Raw genomic sequence first — 21,001 nt, 5'->3', positions numbered from 1 at the left:
TCACGACGATGTTCGGTTTCACCGGCGTTGTTTAGCAAATCGCATGCCATGTTGACCTATCGGCACGTATCACTCAACCACCGCACTGATATTGTTGAACAATCTTTGGCGTTGATCGATCATGGTATACACCTAAAGCACTGTAATGGCCCGTCACCAGCACCAATCCAGTGCTTATTGTTGAACAAAGTGCGCTAACATCCGGTCACGGGCGCCACCGGAATGAACCGGTGCCCGAATCAGCCACCATGTCCTCCACACCTGACGTCAAGAATTTGGCCGAGCGGGTCACGGAACAGATCCGCCAGCGCATCGTGCATGGCGAGTTCGAGCCCGGGCAGCGCCTGTCGGAAGCGGCGCTGAGCGAGAGCCTGCAGATTTCCCGCAACACCCTGCGCGAGACCTTCCGCGTGCTGACCAAGGAGGGCCTGCTCAAGCATGAGCCCAACCGCGGCGTGTCGGTGGCGATCCCCAGCATCGCGTCGATCATCGACATCTATCGCGTGCGCCGGCTGATCGAATGCCAGGCCATTGCCCAGGCCTACCCAAGCCATCCTTCACGAAAGCACCTGCGCGCAGCGGTGCAGATGGGCCTGCGCTGCCGCGACAGCGGCGACTGGCAGGGTGCGGGCACCGCCAACATGGAATTCCACATGGCGATCGTTGAACTGGCCGACAGCGAGCGCCTGAACGTGATGTTCTCCCACCTGCTCGCGGAACTGCGCCTGGCGTTCGGCATGCTGCAGGATCCGGAATTCCTGCATGGTCCATACGTCGAAATGAACCAGCACATCCTGCAGTTGTTCGAGGCCGGCAAGCTGGCTGAATGCGCGGCGGCGCTGAACGATTACCTGACACAATCCGAGCGCATCGTGCTGTCGGTGTGCGCACGGCACCCGGTATTCAAGGGCCGCTGAAGCGATGTGAAGTGATCTGGTGGGATCTGAAGGGATCTGGCGCACCCCCCTTGGCGTTATTTACAGGTGCGATAGCGTCGACTAGTCTTCACCTGCATGGGAACCCGGCGGCACGCGGGTCGGCGCAGCGCACCAGCTGCGGTATTTTTTCCAGACTGCCATGGGGAACGAGATCGGGAAGGACCGCAGCGAAGTCGCGGATCATATGCTGGATGCCATGTTCCTGGTCGACACCAGCGGCCGCATCCAGTACGTCAGCGCGGCCTGCGAGGGCATCTTCGGCTACACGCCAAGGGAAATCACCGGCCAGTCCATCATCGACCTGGTGGTGCAGGACGACCGCGACCGCACCATCATCGAGGCCAAGGAAGTCATGGCCGGCAAGAAGCGGATCGGCTTCGAGAACCGCTACCGGCACAAGGACGGCAACGCGGTCCATATCATGTGGTCGGCCGGATGGCTGCAGTCGGAACGGATGCGCGTCGGGGTCGCGCGCGATGTCACGGCGTTGAGGAAGAAAAGCGTGGTCGAGCTGGGCCTGGCGTTTTCCCCGGTGCCGCTCGCGCCCCATGAGCAGAAGGTCCTGCAGTTGCTGCTGACCGACGCTTCGGAGAAGCAGATTGCCCAGTGCCTGGGCCTCGCCGTCTCCACCACCCATTCCTACGTCACCACGATCTTCCGCAAATTCGGCGTCAGGGGCCGGGCCGGGTTGATGAGCCTGTGGCTTGAAAACCTGTCGCGCGAGCGCTGATCGGTGAGTATGACGGCACCCTGATACAATGCCGCCACGTTTACATGTGTTGACACAATGGGCTTCGAACAACTGGCGGCGCTGAAGGCAAAACTCGTGGAACAGGCAAAGGCCGAAAAGGCGGCCGAGTCTGCAAAACGAACCAAGAGCACCAACGGCACCAAGGATACTAACGGCGCCAACGGCACCAAGGGTGCCAAGGGTACTAACGCCACCAAGGGCACCAAGGGCAACAGGGGCAGCAAGCCGCCGCGCGCACGCAATGCCGCCCCGGCCGCACCGGAAAAACCGGTCGATCCGGTGGTCCTCGCCATCGCCAGGCTGCAAAAGCGCTTCCCCACCGTCTTCCCGAAGAGCCCGGCTCCGAAGGTGCCGCTCAAGGTCGGTATTTTCCAGGACATGGTCCAGCACGCGCAGGAACTCAAGCTGACCGAGGCCGAGCTGCGCGACGCGATCCGGACCTGGTGCCGCGGCGCACGCTACTGGAACTGCATGGTGGAAGGCGCGGCGCGCCTGGACCTTGCCGGCGAGGCCGTCGGACAGGTCACCGAAGCCGATGCCCGGCGCGCGCGACACCTGCAGCGCAGCCGCCCCGCCACGGGACGCCCGCAACCCAAGCAGACGGCGCAAACGGTGCAATCGGCAGAACCGACGCAATCGGCAGAACTGGCACAGGCACAGCCGGCACAATCCGCGGAACCGTCGACGCCCGGAAACCCCGCCTGATTATTCCCAGTTCAGGCACGCAAGCGCCTAGGCTGCGGGCTCCGGCAGCCGCGGCACGAAGCGCTTGTACTCGATCTGGCCGCTCTTGGCCACCAGGATGGTCGCCTCCTGGATTTCCTCCCAGACCCCCTGCACGTCGATCAGCGGCTCTGACAACACCAGGAAGGCATCGTCGCCTGCGGCGATGATGCGCGGGTCGTCCGGATAGAGCTCGCGCAGTTGCCGGAACGAGGTGCTGTGGAACAGCGAGCGCGAGTCGGTCTCGCTGGAATAGCGCGCCGCCACGACCTGCTGGCCATCGGTCACGCACACCGTCATGTTGAGCGGGAACTGCACGTCATTGCGGTGGCCGACCTCCTCGATCAGCCCCGCCATCTGCTCCAGCGCGCCACGCGGATCGCGCTCCAGGCCGAAGGTCAGCGCCAGGAAGAACATCACCTCGGAGTCCGTCGATCCCTCGATCCAGCGGAACAGGTGCGGTGCCACGGCCATCATCAGGTCGCGCCGCAGCAGCGGGTATTCGCGTATCAGGCCGTTGTGGACAAACAGCCAGCGGCCGAACCGGAACGGATGGCAGTTTGTCTCCTGCGTGGGCGTGCCGGTGGCAGCGCGCACATGGGCCACGAACAGCGGCGCCCGCACCGCGCGCGCCGTCTCGCGCAGGTTGGTATCGCTCCAGGCCGGATGCAGGCAGCGGTAGCGGAACGGCACCTCGGAGTGGCGTCCGTACCAGCCGACGCCAAAGCCGTCGCCATTGGTGGTGGTATGGCCGAGCCTGGAATTCAGGCTCTGGTCGATCAACGAGTGTTCCGGCTGGAACAGCACCGCTTCCAGCGGAACGGACCTGCCCGAGTACGCCAGCCAGCGGCACATGATGTGTCTCCTCGACAAGTGCGGCGCGGTGCCTTTCCGGGCCATTCTCCAGTTGTAGAACGACAACGGCGGAACGGCAAAGTGCATGCTGCGGATTGCGCAGAAGTGGTGCCGGCGGTGGTTTCAGTATGCTTTCTGCCGCACACACGCGTTAGCCCGGAGCGGAATCGCTCGCAGCGAAATCTACACGCGCCAGGGCAATCCATGCATGTTTTTCAAAAGCGTCCGCCCTCGGGTATTGCGCCCGTCGCTGTATGCGTGGCGGGGCCTTGCCTGCCTGCAGGATGGCGCGGCAATCGCGCCCCGGTACGGCACTTGCAAGGAATGTTCCGGGCGCCAGTAAGTCAAATCACCAGACCCAATGCGTCCGAATCCCGCGAGTTCCGGGCGCACCCGTTCGGGGCAATCCCATGGTAGCTTGTGTTTACAATGTCTCGAAGGGTCCATTGGGCCCGCCACGGAGGAAGCAGCCAATGCCTGTTCAGAACTGCAATGTGCATGTTGTTTTCGATGGGCACTGGGCAATCGCGGCCGAGGGGGAAGGACGCCTCCAGGTCGGCCTCGACATGACCAGCGCCATTGCCCTCGCCACATCGCTCGCCGTGGAGCGACAGGCGATGCTCTATGTGCATGACAAGAACGGCGACATCATCCAGCGTATTGATTGCTCCCGTGCCATGCCATCCACCGACGCCATCTCGCCGATTGCGCCGATTGCGCCGGTCGCTCCGGTTGGATGCGTCGACAAACCGGTGCTGCCGGCCGAACAGCCGGGGATTTCTGAAAAAGCCCGCAATACCTCGGTTGGATAGCGCCTGCTGCCGCGCGGGTCGCGCTGCCGAGGGCGGCGCAGGCGGCGCACCGAACGCCGAGGTGAAGCAGCGGGCCTGATGCCGGCCGCCGCTGCCTCAGCTCTCCACGCCCACGATCACGCTCGATGCCTTGAAGACCGCCGCAGCCGGCTTGCCGACGGCAAGGCCGAGGCGGTCGGCGCTGCTGTTGGTGATGATGGCCGCGATCGCCAGGCCGGCATCATCGGTAATGGTGACGTCGGTGTTGACAGCGCCCTTCTTCAGGTCGGTCACCTTGCCGCTGATCGCATTGCGCGCCGACACCTTGCTTGCGTCGACGTCGACCATGACGATCACCGAAGTCGCCTTGATCATGGCGACGGCCTTCTTGCCCTGGGCAAGCCCGAGGCGCGCGGCGCTTTCGCTGGTAACGGTGGCAACGATTTCCTGGCCGCCTGAGAGGCGCAGGATGACTTCGTCGTTGACGGCACCATGCGCGGCCGACGAAACCTCACCCGAAAACTGGTTGCGCGCACTAGTAATCACTTTGTTCTCCTTGTTGGTTGATGTACCTCTCTGGCGTCCGCCTGATGGCGGCGCGAGGCCAAGGCAGCTAGTGTGATCCCAATCGGGGCAATGCAACAGTGGTCCGGGTTGATAGCCATCATCATCGGCCCGTGGCCATGCATCAGATCGCCGACTTCTTCACCGCGCCGGTTGCAAAGAACCGCTGCAGGTTCTCGAACACCAGTTCCGCCATCGCCTGGCGCGTTTCATGGGTGGCGCTGGCGATATGCGGCAGCACCACGACGTTGTCCAGCCCGAACAGCGCCTCGGGCACGTTCGGCTCGTCCTCGAACACGTCAAGGCCGGCACCTGCGATGCGCTGCTGCGCCAGCGCATCGACCAGCGCCGCCTCGTCCACCACCGTACCGCGCGCGATATTGATCAGGAAGCCTTGGGGACCCAGTGCATCAAGCACGGCCGCCGATACCAGGTGGCGCGTGGAGGGTCCGCCGGCGGTGGCGACGACAAGGTAGTCCGCCCAGCGCGCCAGCGCTTCCAGCGACGCTTCGTAAGGATAAGGCGCGTCATCGGCCGGGTTGCGGCTGTGATAACGCACTTCCATGTCGAAACCCACGGAGCGGTGCGCTATGACGCGGCCGATGCGGCCCATGCCGATGATGCCGAGCCGCTTGCCGCTGACGCGCGTCGCCAGCGGGAACGGCTGCCCCTTCGGCCATTCGCCGCGGCGCACGAAGCGGTCCGCGGCGCTGACCTTGCGCGAGACGTCCAGCAGCAGCGCGAACGCGGTATCGGCCACGCAGTCGTTGAGCACGTCCGGCGTATAGCCCACGGCGATGCCGCGGCGGCGCGCGCTGTCGAGATCGAGCTTGTCCAGGCCGACGCCGAAGCTGGAGATCACGCGCAGGGACGGCAACGCGGCCAGCAGCGCGGCATCTGCGCCGATCGCGGCGCGCGTTGTCAGCGCGACGAACTCGCTGCCGTGGCGGGCCAGGAAGGCGGCGGGATCGGTTTCGGTCCAGAACGGGTGGACATCGAAGTGCTCGGCCAGGCGTGCTTCGGTGGCTTCAGGCAGGCGGCCGTGCTGCAACAGGCGGGGTTTCATGCGCAAGGGGTCCTTTGAGGAGAGGCGCGCGCGTCAGTCGGCGCGCAGTTTGTTGTCGACGATGACCTTGGCGTAGCGCTTGCGGTCGGTGGCGATCAGCTCGCTGAACTGCTGCGGCGTGCTGCCGACGGGAATCGCGCCCTGCTCCACCAGCTGCTGGCGCACTTCGGGCAGCGCCACCACCTGCTTCACGCCGGCGGCGATCTTGTCGACGATGTCCTTGGGCGTGCCGGCCGGCGCCAGCAAGCCCACCCATGAGCCGGACTCGGCGCCGGCGATGCCGGCCTGCGCCAGCGTGGGCACATCCGGCAGCGCGGGCGAGCGCACCGTGCCGGTGACCGCCAGCGCGCGCAGCTTGCCCGCCTTGACGTGCGAGGCAGTCTCCAGCACCGAAGCAAACAGCATGTCGACGTTGCCCGCCATCAGGTCGCTCATGGCAGCGCCGCCGCCCTTGTAGGGCACGTGCAGCATGTCGGTGCCGGTAGCGGCCTTGAAGATCTCGCCGGACAGGTGCGGCGAGCCGCCCGTGCCGGAACTGGCGAACGACAGCTTGCCCGGCTGTGCCTTGGCCAGCGCGACCAGATCCTTTGCAGTCCTGGCGGACAGCTTGGGCGTCACCACCAGCACGAACGGCAGTTCGGCCATCTCGGTGATGGGGACCAGGCGGTTGGGATCGTAAGACAGCTTGTTGTACAGCGTGGGATTGATCGACTGCGTACCGACATTGCCCGCCACCAGCGTATAGCCGTCCGGCTTGGCGCGCGACGCCAGTTCCAGGCCGACGTTGCCAGCGGCGCCGGGCCGGTTGTCCACCAGCACCGACTGGCCCCACAGCTGCGACAGGCGCTGTGCTACCAGCCGCGTGGCAATGTCGGTGCCGCCGCCGGGCGTGAACGGCAGGATGATCGTGACCGGCCGTGTCGGCCAGTTGGCTTGCGCATGGGCGGCCGGTGCCAGCAGCGGTGCGGCGGCGAGGCACAGGGCCAGCAGCGCGCGGCGCCGGCCGGTGGAGGGAGTGCGGTCAGGCATGGCTGTCTCGTTCGATTGGCGTGGTCGGGATGAGCGTTGTCGGGATGAGCGTTGTCGGGATGCGCGTCGTCGTGCGCGTCGTGTCATTCCGGCTGGATGCCGGCGTTCCTGGCCACCTTGGCCCACTTGACCATCTCGGTCTGGATAAAGCCCGAGAACTGCGCGGGGCTGCCGCCGGCGGGCTCGATGCCTGCCGCGAGCAGGCGTTCGCGCACGTCCGGCGCGGCCAGCGCCTGGTTGATGCCGGCGTTGAGCTTGTCGATCACCGCCTTGGGCGTGCCGGCGGGCGCGAGCACGCCGCCCCAGGTGCTGGTGTCGTAGCCCGGCAAGCCGGCTTCGGCCATGGTCGGCAGTTGCGGCGCGATGGCCGCGTGCTTGGTGGTGGTGACTGCCAGCGCCCTCACCTTGCCGGCCTTGACCTGCGGGTTGATCGCGGCCACGGTGTCAAACATCAGCGAGACGCGCCCGCTGGTCAGGTCGGGATGCGCCAGCGTGCTGCCCTTGTACGGGATGTGGACCATGTCGAGGCCAGCCATGCTCTTGAACAGTTCGCCGGAAAAATGCGGGGCGCCGCCCGAGCCGCTCGATGCAAACGACAGCTGGCCGGGATGCGCCTTGCCGTAGGCGATCAGTTCCTTGACCGACTTCGCCGGGATCGAGGGCGACACCACCAGCATCAGCGGCACCACATGCGTCAGCGCGACCGGCTCGAAGCTCTTGACGGTGTCGAACGGCAGCTTGCGCACCATGCTTGGATTGATGGCGTGGCTGCTTGCCACCAATGCCAGCGTGTAGCCGTCCGGGGCGGCCTTTGCCACCAGGTCGGTGCCGACGATGCCGGTGGCGCCGCTGCGGTTGTCGACCACGACCGACTGGCCCCAGGCCTCGGTCAGCTTCTGGCCGACCAGGCGCGCGACAAGGTCGATGGCGCCGCCGGGCGATGCCGGCACGACGATGGTGATGGGCTTGGTGGGATAACTCTGGGCGCGGGCGCTGGTGGGGGCGAAGGCGATGCAGAGCGCTGCCGCGGCGAGTGCGGCGGCGATGCGGGGGGAACGGGGGAAGCGGGGCTTGAAGTTCATGGTGTCTCCTGCCTGATTGTTCATGAATCGGAGCTGTCGGTTTCTCCCCTCTGCCGCTTGCGGGAGAGGGACGCGTCCACGACGGCTCGCGCTGCGATTCAGCGTTTGATGTGGCGACGGCCGCTTATTCCGCCCTCGCCCCCGACTTCTTCACCAACGCCGCCCAGCGCGGAATCTCCTTGTCCATCAGCCCGGCCAGCTCCGCGGGCGTGCTGCCCACGATCTCCATGCCCAGCTGCTGGTTCAGCCGCTGCTGCACCGCGGGCTGCTTCAGCGCACGAACGACTTCGGCGTTGAGGCGCTGGACGATTTCCGTCGGCGTGCCACGCGGGGCATACAGCGCCTGCCACGACACCATCTCAAACCCGCTGACGCCAGCCTCGGCCATGGTCGGCACCTTGGGCAGCAGCGCCGAGCGCTTCGGCGAAGTCACGGCCAGCGCGCGCAGCTTGCCGGCCTTGATCATGGCCTCGCCCGCGGTAAGCTGGTCGAACAGGAACGGCACCAGCCCCGCCGCCACGTCCTGCACGGCCTGCGGGCTGCCCTTGTATGGCACGTGGGTCATCGGCACGTGGACCAGGTCGGCGAACAGCTCGCCGGCGAGATGGGTCGACGTGCCCGCGCCGGACGAGGCGAAACTGAGGCCGTTTTTCTTTTTCGCGTAGGCGATCAGTTCCTGCACGTTGCTGACGGGCAGCTCCGCGTTCACCATCAGCACGTTCGGCACATAGCCGACCAGGCTGACCGGCTCGAAGTCCTTGACCGGGTCATACGACAGGTTCTTGTACAGGCTGGCGTTGATGGCGTGGGTGCTGATGGTGCCGCCGAACAGCGTGTAGCCGTCCGCCTTGGCGCGCGCCACATAGCCCGCACCGACCGCGCCCGCGGCGCCGGGCCGGTTCTCCACCACCACCGGCTGGCCGAGGGCACGCGACACTTCCTGGCCAATGGTGCGCGCGACGATATCGGTCGAGCCGCCGGCCGCAAAGGGCACCACCCACGTGATCGGCCGCGACGGCCATTTGTCCTGCGCCTGCACCGGCGCGCTCAGCGCGCCGATGCCAAAAGCCACGCACGCGGCCAGCGTGCGGGCGCCGCGCCTTGCGGCTGCAATGCCTTGCTGCATGTTGTCTCCTGCCTTGGCCGGTCGCGCCGGCCTGTGTTTTTCGTCGTTGGCGTGTTCGGCGGGGCCAGGCGGCTAGCGGCCGTTGGCCTTGCGCCAGGCCGCGAAGTCCTCGCGTGCCTGCTCGCTCGTCGGCGGGTAGAGCCCGATGATCGAGCGGCCCTTGCTCACTTCCTCGGTGACAAAGTCCTCGAACGCAGTCATCTCCACGGCCTCGGCGGCGATCTCTTCGGCCAGGTGCGCCGGGATCACGATCACGCCCTCGCCGTCGCCGACCATCACGTCGCCCGGAAACACCGCGACATCGCCGCAGCCGATCGGCACGTTGAACTCCAGCGCCTGGTGCAGCGTCAGGTTGGTCGGCGCAGAAGGCCGGTGATGGTAGGCCGGCATCGCCATCCGCGCGATCTCGGGCGAATCGCGGAAGCCGCCGTCGGTGACGATGCCGGCGCCGCCGCGCTGCATCAGCCGCGTGACCAGGATCGAGCCGGCCGAGGCCGCGCGCGCATCCTTGCGGCTGTCGATCACCAGCACCGCGCCCGGCGGACATTGCTCGATCGCCTGCCGCTGCGGATGCGCGGGGTCCTGGAACACGGTGATGGGGTTGAGGTCTTCGCGCGCCGGGATATAGCGCAGCGTGAAGGCCTCGCCCACCATGGTGCCGCCTTCCGGGTTCAGCGGGCGTACATCCTGGATGAACTGGTTGCGCAGGCCGCGCTTGAACAGCGCGGTGCACAGCGTGGCGGTGCTGACGGTCTTGAGCTGGTCCCGTACCGCGGGGCTGAGTCGGGTCATGGTGATCCTTGCCGGTGTGGTGGCGTCAGTAGATGCTCGGTTCGCCGGTCGGCGCGCCGAAGTCGGTTTGCAGGAAATCGAAGTCGCAGCCTTCGTTGGCCTGGCGGATATGCCGGGAGAACATCCAGCCATAGCCGCGCTCGAAACGCGGCGGCGGCGGCGTCCACTCCGCACGGCGGCGCGCCAGTTCTTCATCGGAGACTTCCAGGTGGATGCTGCGCCGTTCGATATCGACCGAGATCAGGTCGCCGGTGCGCACCAGTGCGAACGGTCCGCCGACATACGATTCGGGCGAGACATGGAGGATGCAGGCGCCGTAGCTGGTGCCGCTCATGCGCGCGTCTGACATGCGCAGCATGTCGCGCACGCCCTGCTTCACCAGCTTCTTCGGGATCGGCAGCATGCCCCACTCCGGCATGCCGGGGCCGCCCTGCGGGCCGGCGTTGCGCAGGATCAGCACGTGGTCGGCGGTGACGTCGAGGTCATCGCGCTCCACCGCCTCCTTCATCGACGGATAGTCGTCGAACACCAGCGCCGGGCCGGTGTGGCGGAAGAACCGTTTCTCGCACGCGCTGGGCTTGATCACGCAGCCGTCCGGCGCGATGTTGCCCTTCAGCACCGCCAGCGCACCCTCCTGGTACAGCGCGTTCTCCGGCGTGCGGATCACGTCGTCGTTGTAGACCTCGGCATGGGCGATGGTTTCGCCCAGCGGGCGGCCGGTAATGGTGAGCGCGTCCAGGTGCAGGCGGTCGCTGATGCGCTGCATCAGCGCAGGCAGCCCGCCCGCGTAGAAGAAATCCTCCATCAGGTATTTGTCGCCGCTGGGCCGGATATTGGCGATCACCGGCACGCGCCGGCTGGCAGCATCGAAGTCTTCGAGGCCGATGTCATGGCCGGCGCGCCGGGCCATGGCGATGAGGTGGATGATCGCGTTGGTCGAGCAACCCATCGCCATCGCCACCGCGATTGCGTTTTCATAGGCCTGGTGCGTCTGGATGCGCTGCGGCGTCAGGTCTTCCCACACCATGTCGACGATGCGGCGGCCGGCCTCGGAGCACATGCGGATATGGTTGGCGTCGGCCGCCGGGATCGACGAAGCGCCGGGCAGCGTCATGCCGATGGCTTCGGCGATGGCCGTCATCGTGCTGGCCGTGCCCATGGTCATGCAGGTGCCGTGGCTGCGGGCGATGCCGGCCTCGATGCCGGTCCACTGCGCGTCGGTGATATTGCCGGCGCGGCGCTCGTCCCAGTATTTCCACGCGTCCGAGCCGGAACCCAGCACGTTGCCCTTGTAGTTGCCACGCAGCATCGGTCCGGCGGGAACGAAGATCGCCGGTACGCCGGCGCTGGTGGCGCCCATCAGCAGGCCCGGCGTGGTCTTGTCGCAGCCGCCCATCAGCACGGCGCCGTCGATCGGGTGCGAGCGGATCAGCTCTTCCGCCTCCATCGCGAGGAAATTGCGATAGAGCATGGTGGTCGGCTTGACCGAGCTTTCCGACAGCGAGATCGCCGGCAGTTCGATCGGGAAGCCGCCGGCCTGCAGGATGCCGCGCTTGACGTCGTCGACGCGCTGCTTGAAGTGGGCGTGGCAGGGATTGATGTCCGACCACGTATTGATGATGGCGATGACCGGCTTGCCCATCCACTCGCCCGGCGAGTAGCCCATCTGCATGATCCGGGACCGATGGCCCGACGAACGCAGGTCATCGGGTGCGAACCAGCGCGCGCTGCGCAGCGCGTCCGGCGTTTTCTTGCGAGCCGTCATGTGTCTCTTCCACCTTGTTGTCTGGTGCCAGGCGATCGTGCCGCCTGGCGTCGTTCGAAAACATTAAAGCACTAATATATTAGTACGTCAATGTAAGAGAATCCGGGTGAAATCCCTTAGAATCCAGCGCATCAGCAACGCCTCGGCGCCACCGGTGTGGCGCTCCAGGCATGCGCCGAGCCTTCCCATGCCATCCGCAACCGTTCCTACCGCCGCCAAGTTCCAGTTCGACCGCACGCGCCACGCAGCGCCGCAGGTGTTCGAGCACATGCGCGACCAGATCATCTCGATGGCCCTGCCCCCGGGCACCGTGCTGTCGCGCCCCGAGCTGGCCGACCTGTATGGCATCAGCCAGACCCCGGTGCGCGACGCCCTGATCCGGCTGGGCGAAGAAGGCCTGGTCGACATCTTTCCGCAGCACGCCACCGTGGTCAGCCCGATCGACGTCGCCCTGGTGACGCAGGCGCACTTCCTGCGCCGCTCGGTCGAGCTGGAAATCGTGCGCACGCTGGCGCTGCAGGCCGATCCCGTGCTGGTCGAGCGCCTGCGCGCCACGGTCGCGCGGCAGCGCCTGATGCTTGAGCTGCAGGACTTCGACGAATTCAACGTCAACGACCAGGCCTTCCATCGCGAACTCTACGAAGCGGCCCGGGTGCCCGACCTGTGGACGCTGGTGCGCCGGCAAAGCGGCCACCTCGACCGGCTGCGCCGCCTGCACCTGCCGATTCCCGGCAAGGCGACGGCGGTGCTGCGCGACCATGACGCCATTGTCGACGCGATCGCGGCCGGCGATCCGGCGCGTGCCGAAGGCGCGCTGCGCGCCCACCTGTCGGGCACGCTGGCCAATATCGACGAGATCCGCGGGCGCTTCACCGACTATTTCCGCTGACGGCACCGCGCTTCACCGCACCTGTTTCACCGCCTGTTTCGCCGCATCTCATTCCTCCACCCACATTGCCGGGGTGATCTGGCGCGGATCGGTCATCAGCTCGATCACGGCCGGCGTGCCGGCGGCGCGGGCGCGTTCGAAGGCAGCGGCAAACCCGTCGGCATGCTCGACCCGCTCGGCCCACGCGCCACAGGCGCGCGCCAAGGCGACAAAGTCCGGGTTGCGGATGCCGGTGCCGCTGACGCGCCCCGGATAGCGCCTGGCCTGGTGCATGCGGATGGTCCCGTACATGCCGTTGTTGACCAGCACGACGATCACGTTGGCGCCCGCCTCCGCCGCGGTGGCCAGTTCCTGCGGATACATCTGGAAGCAGCCGTCGCCGGCAAAGCAGACCACGGTCCGCTGCGGCGCGCGCAGCTTGGCCGCGATGGCCGCCGGCAGGCCGTAGCCCATGGCGCCGCAGGTGGGAGCCAGTTCGGTGCGCGGCTGCCGGTAGGCAAAGAAGCGGTGCAGCCAGACCGTGTAGTTGCCGGCGCCATTGCTCAGGATGGCGTCGTCCGGCAGTGCCTGGTCGAGGTGCTGCATCACCTGGCACAGGTCGACGCCACGCGCCTGCGCGTTCGGCGCCACCGGGGCCGAGAAGGCGACGTGGTCGGCGCGCGCGGCGCAGGTCCATTCCGACCAGCGCAGCGAGGACGATGAGGACGGCGGGGCCAGTGCAGCCAGCATGCGTGCCCCCGGCCCGATGCCGGCCTGGATCGCCAGTTCCGCCTGGTAGACGCGTCCCAGTTCGGCGCTGTCGGCATGCACGTGCACCAGCCGCTGGCGCGGCCGCGGCGGCGTCAATAGCTGGTAACTGTCGGTGGCGATATCGCCCAGGCGGGTGCCGAAGGCCAGGATCAGGTCGGCGTCGCGCACGCGCTGCGCCAGGCGCGGGTTCATGCCCAGGCTCAGGTGGCCGGCATAGTGCGCATCGCGGTTGTCAATGACGTCCTGGCGACGGAAGGCGCACGCCACCGGCAGGTCCCAGGCCTTGACGAAGGCGGCGAAGTCCGCCGCGGCAGCGGCGCTCCAGTTGGCGCCGCCGGCGATCACCAGCGGGCGCTCGGCGGCGCCCAGCGCGGCACGCAGCGCCTCGGCATCGTCCTGCGACGGCGCGGCCACGACCGGGCGGTACGGCGCGGCATCGGCGCACTCGCACAGGCCGTCCAGCACGTCCTCCGGCAGCGCAAGCACCACCGGGCCGGGCCGCCCGGAGGTTGCGCACTGGAACGCCCGCGCGACCAGTTCCGGGATGCGCTCGGGAGCGTCGATCTGTGCCACCCACTTGGCCATGCCGCCGAACATCGCGGTGTAGTCGACTTCCTGGAACGCCTCGCGCCCCATGTGCTCGCGCGCGATCTGGCCGATGAACAGGATCATCGGCGTCGAATCCTGCGCCGCGATATGCACGCCAATGCTGGCATGGGTGGCGCCCGGCCCGCGCGTCACGAAGCAGATGCCCGGGCGGCCGGTCAGCTTGCCGTCGGCCTCGGCCATGTTCGCCGCGGCACCCTCATGCTTGCAAACCACCAGTTCGATGGCGGGCTGGTCGTGCAGCGCATCCAGCACGTCGAGAAAGCTTTCGCCCGGCACGCAGAAGACGCGGTCCGCGCCGTGCAGGCGCAAGGCGTCGACCAGCGCGCGGCCACCGGTGCGGCGGCCTGGCGCGGCAATCCTGGCAGCGTCGGTCTCTCGGGCATCAGTCAGGGCGGAATCGGCAGGCATGGCGTCTCATCAGGGTTCGGGGAAGGCACGGCGTCGATTGTTGCCTCGGGCCTGCCACATCCGCACGCGTCTTCCTGCATGCCTGCTATGCAGAAAATGCAAGGCCGGGGTGGCCGCCGGCAGGTAGATTGCTGCCAGAATGTCCGCTCGCCGGGCCCGCGCCTTGCCAACGGGAAGGCGCCCCATCCAAGAACAATTCGAGACAGACATGAGCGAACACCAAATTTCCACGCCTGCCCTGCACCAATGGGTCACCGATCTCTGGCTGGCGGCGGGCTCCGACACGCGCGAGGCGCGCCTCACCGCGGACCACCTGGTCGGCGCCAACCTGAGCGGGCACGATTCGCACGGCGTCGGCATGATTCCCAAGTACGTGCTGTCGTGGCAGGCCGACGAGCTGCAGCTCAACCGCAACGTCAGCGTGCTGCACGACGGCGGCAGCATGCTGAGCCTGGACGGCAACCGCGGCATGGGGCAGGCGGTGACCGAGGAAGCCATGGCGCTGGCAATCGGCCGCGCCAGGGAGCATGGCGTCTGCGTGATGGGACTGCGCCAGTCGCACCATCTCGGCCGCGTCGGGCACTGGGCCGAGCAGGCGTGCGCGGCGGGCATGATCTCGATCCACTTCGTCAACGTGCTGTCCAAGCCGCTCGTCGCCCCGCACGGCGGCAGCGAAGCGCGCTTCGGCACCAATCCCTTCACGATCGGCCTGCCGGTGGCGGGCGCGGAGCCGCTGGTGCTCGACTTCGCCACCAGCGCGATCGCGCTCGGCAAGGTGCGCGTGGCCCACAACAAGGGGGTCGAGGTGCCGGCCGGCTGCCTGATCGATGCGGACGGCGTGCCGACCACGCGGCCCGAGGTGATGTTCCCCACTGACGGCGCCGCACAGGGCGCGCTGCAGGCATTCGGCGAGCACAAGGGCTATGTGCTGGCGGTGATGTGCGAACTGCTGGGCGCCGCGGTGACCGGCGGCCACACCATCCGGCCCGAGACACTGACGCACCGCCACGCGGTATGGAACAACATGCTGGCGATCGTATTCGACCCGCAGCGGCTGGGCACCAGCACCAGCTTCGGCGGCGAAGTCCAGGCCTTCGCCGACTGGGTCCGCTCGTCGCGCCATCAGGCCGGGCATGCCGGCATCGCCCTGCCCGGCGAACCCGAACGGCAACGCCGGCGCGAACGCGCCGAAGCCATCCCGGTGGACAGCGGCACGCTGGCCCAGCTTGACGACGCCGCCGCGCGCGTGCAGTCGGTCCGCGGCATTTCGCCCGGGCCGCTGTCGCGGCTGGCGGCCTGAGCATTACTTCACCCCCCCGACAACAAGGAAGCAGACCGCATGCCCTCGGCTAACCAAACCCGCGCCCCGTATTCGCCGCTGCCCAACACCTTCCGTGCCGCCGTGCTCGGCCAGCAGCGCCAGATCGGCTGCTGGTGCTCGCTGGCCAGCCCGGTGACCACCGAGATCGTCGGCGTGGCCGGTTTCGACTGGCTGCTGCTCGATACCGAGCATGCTCCCAACGACCCGCTGACACTGCTGCCGCAGCTGATGGCGCTGAAGGACAGCGTCAGCGCCCCCGTGGTGCGGCCCGCGTGGAACGACCCGATCCTGCTCAAGCGCCTGCTCGACCTGGGCTTCCACAACTTCCTGATCCCGTTCGTGGAAAGCGCCGAGCAGGCGCGCCAGGCGGTTTCGGCAACCCGCTATCCGCCGCTGGGCACGCGCGGCGTGGCGATGACGCAGCGTAGCAACCGCTACGGCACCATGCCGGGCTATTTCGAGCAGATCAACGACAACCTGTGCGTGCTGGTGCAGATCGAGAGCCGGAAAGGCGTGGATGCTGCGGAGGAGATCTGCGCGGTGGAAGGCGTCGACGGCATCTTCATCGGCCCCAATGACCTGGCGGCCGCTTGCGGCCATCTCGGCAACCCCAACCACCCCGAGGTGCAGGCCGAGGTCGAGCGCATCTTCCGGGCGGCCCGGCAGGCCGGCAAGGCCGTCGGCACGCTGACGCCGGTCGAGGCCGACGCGCGCCGCTACCTCGACATGGGCGCCAGCTTCGTTGCGGTGGGACTGGACCACGTGCTGCTGCGCCAGGCCACGCAGGCGCTGCGCGACCGCTTTGCCGACTGAGGGTAGCGGGCGCGGGCTGAGGTGGAATGAGGTGATCAGACCAGCCGGGCGCCCGGCCACGCGCCCGACATCACGGTATTGCGCACCGACTGGCGCACGGCCTGCATGATGTCCCACAGCTCCGGCACCGGCGGCCGGTTGCGCGCGGTGGCCAGCGCGACCTGCCGCGTCACCACCGGCTCGACCAGCCGGGCGCAGCGCAGCCGCCCCTGCGCCACGCGGTCCGCCACCGCGGCGAACGGCAGCAGCGTGGCACCGCAGCCATCCTCCACCAGCCGCATCGACACGGTATTCGACGCATCGCACTCCATCGCCAGCTGCAGCGGCTTGCCGGCGCGCGCCACCAGGTTCTCTGCCAGCACGCGCAGCCCGTGGCCGGTGCTGGGCAGGATCAGCGGCACCTCGTCCAGGCTGCCGCAAGGGAAAGTCGGCCCGATATGGCTCCACGAGGTCGGCGTGACCAGTGTCAGGTCTTCTTCCAGCAGCACGTCCACCTTGAGCGCGCCATGCTGGTCGGGCAGGTAGAGCAGCGCGACATCGACTTCGCCTTCCGCCAGCCAGGCCAGCAACGGGCTGGCCAGCCCTTCGACAAAGCGCAGCCGGGTCGCCGGGAAGCGCTGCCTGACGGCCGTGCCGATGCTGGCGAACGCGGTGTTGGCGATGGTCGGCTGCGCCGCGATGATCAGCTGCGCCGGACCTTGCGCGGTCGAGGCCCGGATCGCCTCGCGCGCGTCGGCCAGCGTGGCCGAGACCTGCCGCGCATAACCGAGCAGGGTCTGGCCCGCCTCGGTCAGGATCATGCCGCGCCCGGTGCGATGGAACAGCCGGGTATCCAGGCTGGCTTCCAGGCGCGCGATCTGCCGGCTGACCGTGGACTGGTCCGCGCCCTGCTCCAGCGCCGCGCGCGAGATGCTGCCCGTGCCGGCCACGCAGACAAAGCAGGCCAGGTCGTCGGAATTCAGCGGTGCGGGGGCATTGGTGTTCATGGCGTGCCCGGCGAGGTGTCCGGACCGGCCAGCGCTCCGGTAGCCGCCAGCGCCAGGGCCAGCCGCGCGCCCACTTCGGCGTTGTGTTTGACCAGCGCGATATTTGTCGCCAGGCTGCGGCCGCCCGTCAGCGCCTTGATGCGGGCCAGCAGGAACGGCGTCACGGCCTTGCCGGCGATGCCCTGCGCGGCGGCTTCGGCGAGCGCCTGTGTGGTCAGGTCATCGATCTCCGCCGAGGCCATGGCGGCCGCTTCGGGCACCGGCGTGCTCAGCACCACGCCGCCCGCCAGGCCCAGGTCCCACTTGGCGCGGATAAAGCGCGCCTGCTGCGCCGGGTCGTCCAGCCGGTAATCCGCGCGGAAGCCACTGTCGCGCTTGTAGAACGCCGCGACGTTGTCCTGCCCGCAGCTGAGCACCGGCACGCCATGCGTCTCCAGGTATTCCAGCGTCAGGCCGATATCCAGCACCGATTTCGCGCCGGCGCAGACCACCGCCACCGAGGTCCTGGCCAGTTCCTGCAGGTCGGCCGAAATGTCGAAGGTTTCCTGCGCGCCGCGGTGCACGCCGCCGATGCCGCCGGTGACGAAGACCTCGATACCCGCGAGCGCGGCGCAGATCATCGTCCCCGCCACGGTGGTGGCGCCGAGTTCGCCGCTGGCCAGCACCGCCGGCAGGTCGCGCCGGCTGACCTTGTGCGCCTGCCCGGAGCGGCCCAGCAGTTCCAGCTCGTCGTCGGACAGGCCGATGCGGATGCGCCCGCCGATTACCGCGACCGTCGCCGGCTCGGCGCCGAGGCCGCGGATCAACGCCTCCACCTCGCGGGCGGTGCGCACGTTCTCCGGGTAAGGCATGCCGTGCGCGATGATGGTCGATTCAAGCGCGACCACGGGACGGCCCGCGGCCCGCGCGGCGGCCACTGGCGCACTGAAGACCAGCCAGTCCTGGGCAAGGGCAGCGTTCATGCCGGGGCGTAAAGGGACGGCCTGCACTGGTTAGTCGCTGCCCTTTACTGCCTTTTTCGTCGCATGCCAGCCCTGCTTCGTCGCACCGCCGACGGCATGGCCGGCTTCCTTGGCACCGCGGCCGACGGCATGCGCCGCATCGCGCACCGCGTGGCCGCCTTGCTTGCCCGCCGCCTTGACGTTTTGCTTGAACGCGCGCGCGTCCGACGCCAGGCTCGCGTAGGCCGGGATGCTGCATGCGGCCAGCAAGAGCACCATCGTGATCGTTCTCGGGTTCATGGGCATTCGGGGGCCTTTGTCGACGCGGCACGAACTTGTGCCGCGCCCCTGATTTTAGCCGGGTAGCCTAAGCTAAAACCGCTATCCGGCCCCGGAGCCGACATTGATATGCCGCATGTTGCCCTCACATGGCTTTTTGAGCACCTATAGAATGGATCGGCGCATACACCGATTACGCCGTTCAGGCAAGTCCACAGTACCTTCCGTGCGACCACAGGGTGCTGCGACGCACCAATGGCTGTACAATGTCGGGCCCCGATTCGAAGGCCACGGCGGACCCCTTTTTGCGGCCCCTCGCCATAACGAACCCCCTCTTTAGCCTCGGCAGCAGGAGCAGATGCACGCGATCGTGCGCGCTGCCGTCGAATTGCCATTCACGAAGGAAAAAGCAGTCAATGACAAGCGGCGCACAACGTACGGCAGCCAAATCACGAGATGCAGGAGCCATCAAGGGCCTAGGCCAGACCCCCGGCGGGTCCGCGGCTCAGCCTGACCCCTCGGCCGAGGCCGCCGCGCGTAGCCAGCAATTGCGCGCCCTGATCCAGCTGGGCAAACAGCGCGGATACCTGACCCACGCGGATATCAGCGACCACCTGCCGGAAAACTTCACCGACACGGCGGCGATGGAAAGCATCGTCAACACGTTCGCCGAAATGGGCGTGAAGATCTACGAGCAGACGCCGGATGCCGAAACGCTGCTGCTGAGCGACGGCCCGGCGGTCGCCTCCGACGACCAGGCCGAAGAAGAAGCCGAGGTGGCGCTGTCCACGGTCGACTCCGAATTCGGCCGCACCACCGACCCGGTGCGCATGTACATGCGCGAGATGAGCTCGGCCACCCTGCTCACGCGCAAGCAGGAAGTCGAGCTGGCCAAGCGTATCGAAGACGGCCTGAACAACATGATCCATGCGGTTTCGGCGTGCCCGTCGACGATCGCGACGATCCTGGAACTGTCCGAGCGGGTGTCCACCAATGACATGTCGATCGACGACCTGGTCGACGGCCTGAGCGACGAGAGCGGTGCAGACGTCACCGCAGCCCCCGCTTCCGACGACGAGGCCGAAGACACCAGTGTCAGCGCCGACGACGAAGACGGCGACGAAGACGATGCCGACGAAGGCTCGACCCAGCAGGGCGGTGCCGATACCGACTCGGCGCAGCTGCGCGAGGAATGCCTGAAGCGGTTTGCGCGCGTGGCCGCGCAGTTCGAAGTGATGCGCGGCGAAGAAACGGCGGACGGCACCCAGTCGCAAGTCTTCCTGACCGCCCGCGACGCGGTGCGTGAAGAACTGCGCACGATCCGCTTCACCGCCAAGACCATCGAGCGCCTGTGCGCCGATGTGCAGTCGATGGTCGATGCCGTGCGCGTGGTCGAGCGCCAGGTGCTGCAACTGCTGGTCGAGCGCTGCGGGATGCCGCGCGAGGACGTCGTGGCGCGCTTCCCCGGCAATGAAACCAACCTTGCCTGGGGGCAGGCACTGGTGGCCGAAGGCCGCCCGTACAGCGCCGCCGTGGCGCGTGCCCTGCCTGACCTGGAATCGCACCAGCAGAAGCTGATCGACATCCAGGCCCGCGCCACGCTGTCGCTGGCCGAACTGAAGTCGGTCAACCGCAAGATGCTTGCCGCCGAGCGCCAGATGCGCCAGGCCAAGCACGAGATGACGCAGGCCAACCTGCGCCTGGTGATCTCGATCGCCAAGAAGTACACCAACCGCGGACTGCTGTTCCTGGACCTGATCCAGGAAGGCAATATCGGCCTGATGAAGGCGGTGGACAAGTTCGAATACCGCCGCGGCTGGAAATTCTCCACGTACGCGACCTGGTGGGTGCGCCAGGCCGTCACGCGCGCCATCGCCGACCAGGCCCGCACCATCCGCGTGCCGGTGCACATGATCGAGCAGATCAACAAGCTCAACCGCCTCTCGCGCGAGATCATGCAGCAGACCGGCAAGGAGCCGGATCCGGCCGTGCTGGCCGAGCGCATGGAGATGCCGGAAGAGAAGATCCGCTCGATCATGAAGATCGCCAAGGAGCCGGTGTCGATGGAAACGCCGGTGGGCGAAGACGGCGACACCAGCCTGGGCGACATGATTGCCGACTCGGACAACGCCACGCCGGCCGATGCCGCCCTGCAGGCGGGCCTGCGCGCGGTAGTGCGCGAGATGCTCGACGAGCTGACCCCGCGCGAAGCCAAGGTGCTGCGCATGCGCTTTGGCATCGACATGGCCAGCGACCATACGCTGGAAGAGGTCGGCAAGCAGTTCGACGTCACGCGCGAGCGGATCCGCCAGATCGAAAGCAAGGCCATGAAGAAGCTCAAGCACCCGAGCCGCGCTGACCGCCTGATGACCTACCTGCGCGACGCCTGATCTCCGGCCGGCCGGCGTGCACCGGGCGGCGCATGGGAAGCTGCCGTGGCCGTTTCGTCGCAAACTGGCCGGCTGTCACACTTGTTAGGGCAAAATCCCGGTCTGGGTGGCCCCGACGGGCCACGGGAGCTTT

General features: G+C 67.4%; 20 protein-coding genes. 8 read left to right on the top strand and 12 right to left on the bottom strand.

Translation table 11 applies throughout. The features are described 5' to 3' along the window. The first annotated feature begins 248 nt into the window (after positions 1-248). The 3 genes from LPA45_RS07575 to LPA45_RS07565 all read left to right on the top strand — a co-directional run bounded on the left by LPA45_RS07575 (position 249) and on the right by LPA45_RS07565 (position 2,394). Positions 249-917, top strand: a complete 669-nt coding sequence (locus LPA45_RS07575; protein ID WP_116323377.1) for a GntR family transcriptional regulator — start codon at positions 249-251, stop codon at positions 915-917. A 160-nt stretch (positions 918-1,077) separates the two neighbouring features. After that, positions 1,078-1,668 carry a helix-turn-helix transcriptional regulator gene (locus LPA45_RS07570; RefSeq protein ID WP_317925435.1) on the top strand — a complete coding sequence of 197 codons (591 nt, stop codon included), beginning with the start codon at positions 1,078-1,080 and terminating at the stop codon, positions 1,666-1,668. A 57-nt stretch (positions 1,669-1,725) separates the two neighbouring features. Next, on the top strand, positions 1,726-2,394 hold the full coding sequence (locus LPA45_RS07565) for a ProQ/FinO family protein (protein WP_116323354.1): 669 nt from the start codon (positions 1,726-1,728) through the stop codon (positions 2,392-2,394). 27 nt (positions 2,395-2,421) lie between these two features. Here the strand turns inward: LPA45_RS07565 and LPA45_RS07560 are convergent, their stop codons facing one another. Beyond that, a complete protein-coding gene (locus LPA45_RS07560) occupies positions 2,422-3,267 on the bottom strand; it encodes a class II glutamine amidotransferase (protein WP_116323355.1) in 846 nt (281 codons plus the stop codon). 473 nt (positions 3,268-3,740) lie between these two features. Between LPA45_RS07560 and LPA45_RS07555 the strand changes: the two genes are divergently transcribed. After that, the gene (locus LPA45_RS07555) at positions 3,741-4,079 is read left to right on the top strand and encodes a DUF2188 domain-containing protein (RefSeq protein ID WP_158577752.1); all 339 of its coding nucleotides are present in this window, start codon (positions 3,741-3,743) and stop codon (positions 4,077-4,079) included. A 96-nt stretch (positions 4,080-4,175) separates the two neighbouring features. On the opposite strand, the gene LPA45_RS07550 is transcribed toward LPA45_RS07555, so the two are convergent. From LPA45_RS07550 to araD, 7 genes are all read right to left on the bottom strand, one after another. Beyond that, positions 4,176-4,604 carry a molybdopterin-binding protein gene (locus LPA45_RS07550; protein ID WP_116323357.1) on the bottom strand — a complete coding sequence of 143 codons (429 nt, stop codon included), beginning with the start codon at positions 4,602-4,604 and terminating at the stop codon, positions 4,176-4,178. 142 nt (positions 4,605-4,746) lie between these two features. Continuing rightward, positions 4,747-5,688, bottom strand: coding sequence for a 2-hydroxyacid dehydrogenase (locus tag LPA45_RS07545; RefSeq protein ID WP_116323358.1), 942 nt, complete (start codon positions 5,686-5,688; stop codon positions 4,747-4,749). Between the two features lie 33 nt (positions 5,689-5,721). After that, a complete protein-coding gene (locus LPA45_RS07540; RefSeq protein WP_116323359.1) occupies positions 5,722-6,717 on the bottom strand; it encodes a tripartite tricarboxylate transporter substrate binding protein in 996 nt (331 codons plus the stop codon). Positions 6,718-6,800: 83 nt separating this feature from the next. Next, a complete protein-coding gene (locus LPA45_RS07535; RefSeq protein ID WP_116323360.1) occupies positions 6,801-7,799 on the bottom strand; it encodes a tripartite tricarboxylate transporter substrate binding protein in 999 nt (332 codons plus the stop codon). Positions 7,800-7,923: 124 nt separating this feature from the next. After that, positions 7,924-8,925 carry a tripartite tricarboxylate transporter substrate binding protein gene (locus tag LPA45_RS07530; RefSeq protein WP_116323361.1) on the bottom strand — a complete coding sequence of 334 codons (1,002 nt, stop codon included), beginning with the start codon at positions 8,923-8,925 and terminating at the stop codon, positions 7,924-7,926. A gap of 72 nt (positions 8,926-8,997) precedes the next feature. Further along, complete coding sequence (locus LPA45_RS07525; protein WP_116323362.1) at positions 8,998-9,717, bottom strand: ribonuclease activity regulator RraA; 720 nt, start codon at positions 9,715-9,717, stop codon at positions 8,998-9,000. A 25-nt stretch (positions 9,718-9,742) separates the two neighbouring features. Next, positions 9,743-11,482, bottom strand: coding sequence for an L-arabinonate dehydratase (araD, locus tag LPA45_RS07520; RefSeq protein ID WP_116323363.1), 1,740 nt, complete (start codon positions 11,480-11,482; stop codon positions 9,743-9,745). A gap of 187 nt (positions 11,483-11,669) precedes the next feature. Between araD and LPA45_RS07515 the strand changes: the two genes are divergently transcribed. Next, positions 11,670-12,371, top strand: coding sequence for a GntR family transcriptional regulator (locus tag LPA45_RS07515; RefSeq protein WP_116323364.1), 702 nt, complete (start codon positions 11,670-11,672; stop codon positions 12,369-12,371). Positions 12,372-12,419: 48 nt separating this feature from the next. Here LPA45_RS07515 and LPA45_RS07510 read toward each other — a convergent pair whose 3' ends face one another. Further along, positions 12,420-14,138, bottom strand: coding sequence for a thiamine pyrophosphate-binding protein (locus LPA45_RS07510; protein ID WP_116323365.1), 1,719 nt, complete (start codon positions 14,136-14,138; stop codon positions 12,420-12,422). A gap of 208 nt (positions 14,139-14,346) precedes the next feature. On the opposite strand from LPA45_RS07510, the gene LPA45_RS07505 reads away from it, so the two are divergent. Beyond that, positions 14,347-15,438, top strand: coding sequence for a malate/lactate/ureidoglycolate dehydrogenase (locus LPA45_RS07505; protein WP_116323366.1), 1,092 nt, complete (start codon positions 14,347-14,349; stop codon positions 15,436-15,438). A gap of 39 nt (positions 15,439-15,477) precedes the next feature. Further along, the gene (gene garL, locus LPA45_RS07500; RefSeq protein ID WP_116323367.1) at positions 15,478-16,272 is read left to right on the top strand and encodes a 2-dehydro-3-deoxyglucarate aldolase; all 795 of its coding nucleotides are present in this window, start codon (positions 15,478-15,480) and stop codon (positions 16,270-16,272) included. Positions 16,273-16,307: 35 nt separating this feature from the next. On the opposite strand, the gene LPA45_RS07495 is transcribed toward garL, so the two are convergent. From LPA45_RS07495 to LPA45_RS07485, 3 genes are read right to left on the bottom strand one after another with little or no spacing between them, the layout of a single operon-like run. After that, a complete protein-coding gene (locus tag LPA45_RS07495) occupies positions 16,308-17,258 on the bottom strand; it encodes a LysR substrate-binding domain-containing protein (protein ID WP_116323368.1) in 951 nt (316 codons plus the stop codon). Then, on the bottom strand, positions 17,255-18,220 hold the full coding sequence (locus LPA45_RS07490; RefSeq protein WP_116323369.1) for a pseudouridine-5'-phosphate glycosidase: 966 nt from the start codon (positions 18,218-18,220) through the stop codon (positions 17,255-17,257). Before LPA45_RS07490 ends, LPA45_RS07495 begins: the two co-directional genes overlap by 4 nt. 30 nt (positions 18,221-18,250) lie before the next feature. Further along, positions 18,251-18,499: a hypothetical protein gene (locus LPA45_RS07485; protein ID WP_116323378.1), complete on the bottom strand. Its 249-nt coding sequence runs from the start codon at positions 18,497-18,499 to the stop codon at positions 18,251-18,253. Between the two features lie 395 nt (positions 18,500-18,894). Between LPA45_RS07485 and rpoD the strand changes: the two genes are divergently transcribed. Further along, positions 18,895-20,868 carry an RNA polymerase sigma factor RpoD gene (gene rpoD / locus LPA45_RS07480; protein WP_116323370.1) on the top strand — a complete coding sequence of 658 codons (1,974 nt, stop codon included), beginning with the start codon at positions 18,895-18,897 and terminating at the stop codon, positions 20,866-20,868. The last annotated feature ends 133 nt before the right edge of the window (positions 20,869-21,001 follow it).

It is taken from the genome of Cupriavidus sp. Agwp_2 (assembly GCF_040784895.1).
GTDB lineage: Bacteria > Pseudomonadota > Gammaproteobacteria > Burkholderiales > Burkholderiaceae > Cupriavidus.
The sequence above is the reverse complement of the archived record's forward strand: the minus strand, read 5'-3'. Positions and strand labels throughout refer to the sequence as shown.